Source organism: Anaerobiospirillum sp. NML120511 (genome assembly GCF_023050955.1).
Classification (GTDB): domain Bacteria; phylum Pseudomonadota; class Gammaproteobacteria; order Enterobacterales; family Succinivibrionaceae; genus Anaerobiospirillum.
Map to the genome: position 1 here is coordinate 1 of NZ_JALKIK010000113.1, position 1,301 is coordinate 1,301.

A 1,301-nucleotide genomic window follows, 5' to 3' on the forward strand; every position below is an offset into this window, starting at 1 on the left:
AGGAACTGTAGGTAATTAAAATGATTTGTATTTCTTAAGTATAATGACCTGAACGGAGGAACCTTATGGCAAACCAGATTCAGGTCACTTTAAACAAAGATTCTATTAATCAGCTGCTTGAGGCTGGTGACTTTAACGAAAAGCAAAGAAGGCTTTTCTACGGGCTTCTTTGTGAGAGTTACGGCTATGGAGGTCGAAAAGCTGTCTCAGAACTGCTCGGTGTCTCTGTAAATACTGTTAAGTCAGGTAAAGATGACCTGAACAGCGAGAGGACTGACTTTGTACGCCGTCGTGGAGGTGGACGTAAATCTGCAACCTTTCATGATCCGGAGCTCTTGGAAATCACAAGACAGATCGTATCTGAAAGCGCATATGGCAGTCCTGAAAAGCCTTTGACATGGACCAGCTTGAGCTTTAGAAAAATAGCCGACAAACTTGAGGAGCGTGGGCATAAAGTATCACATACCACTGTCGCCAAGCTTCTTGACGAGCTTAAGTTCAGCCGTCAGAAGAACAAGAAAATGCTCCAGGTAGGAAAGGATCACCCTGACAGAAATGCCCAGTTCGAGTTCATAAACCAGTCTATCGAAGAAGCATATGCATCAGGAGTTCCTGTAATATCAATCGATGCCAAGAAGAAAGAAAAACTTGGAAATATGAGCAATGTAGGTACAGAGCTCAGACTTCTTGGTGATCCTCGTCTTACCTATGATCATGATTTTTTAATCAGAGAGCTTGGAACTGTTGTTCCCTATGGAGTTTACGTTCTGAATAACAATACTGCATTTGTAAATGTAGGCACCAGCAGCGATACCAGTGAGTTCGCAACTGAGAGTGTTTTTCGCTGGTTCGAAACAGTTGGCAAGCACACTTTCCCAAGCATGCAAGAGCTGTTCATTATATGTGACGGTGGCGGGAGCAACGGTTCACGTGTTCGTCTGTGGAAGTATAAGCTTGCAGAGCTCTGCGAGAAAACAGGCATATCAATCAGGGTGTCACACCTTCCTCCAGGCACCTCAAAGTGGAACAAAGTAGAGCACCGCTTATTCTGCTACATTTCAAAAAACTGGTCAGGCAAGCCATTGATTGATCTTACTACGGTTGTCAATCTTATTGGTTCTACCAAAACAACAACTGGTCTCACAGTAAAGTGCGTACCAGATTTCAACAGCTATGAAACAGGCATCAAAATCAGTGATGCCCAGATGAAATCGATAGACATGGAACCCATTGGGCCATTTCCTCTCTGGAACTATCGAATCAATGGTTTTAAAAGATCAATTTAATTGCTTACAGTTCCT

At 43.1% G+C, this 1,301-nt stretch carries 1 protein-coding gene; it reads left to right on the top strand.

From position 1 onward, the window contains the following. The first annotated feature begins 65 nt into the window (after positions 1 to 65). Entirely contained in the window at positions 66 to 1,286 is a 1,221-nt protein-coding gene (locus tag MXE39_RS12865; protein WP_246979090.1) for an ISAzo13 family transposase, read from the top strand. The last annotated feature ends 15 nt before the right edge of the window (positions 1,287 to 1,301 follow it).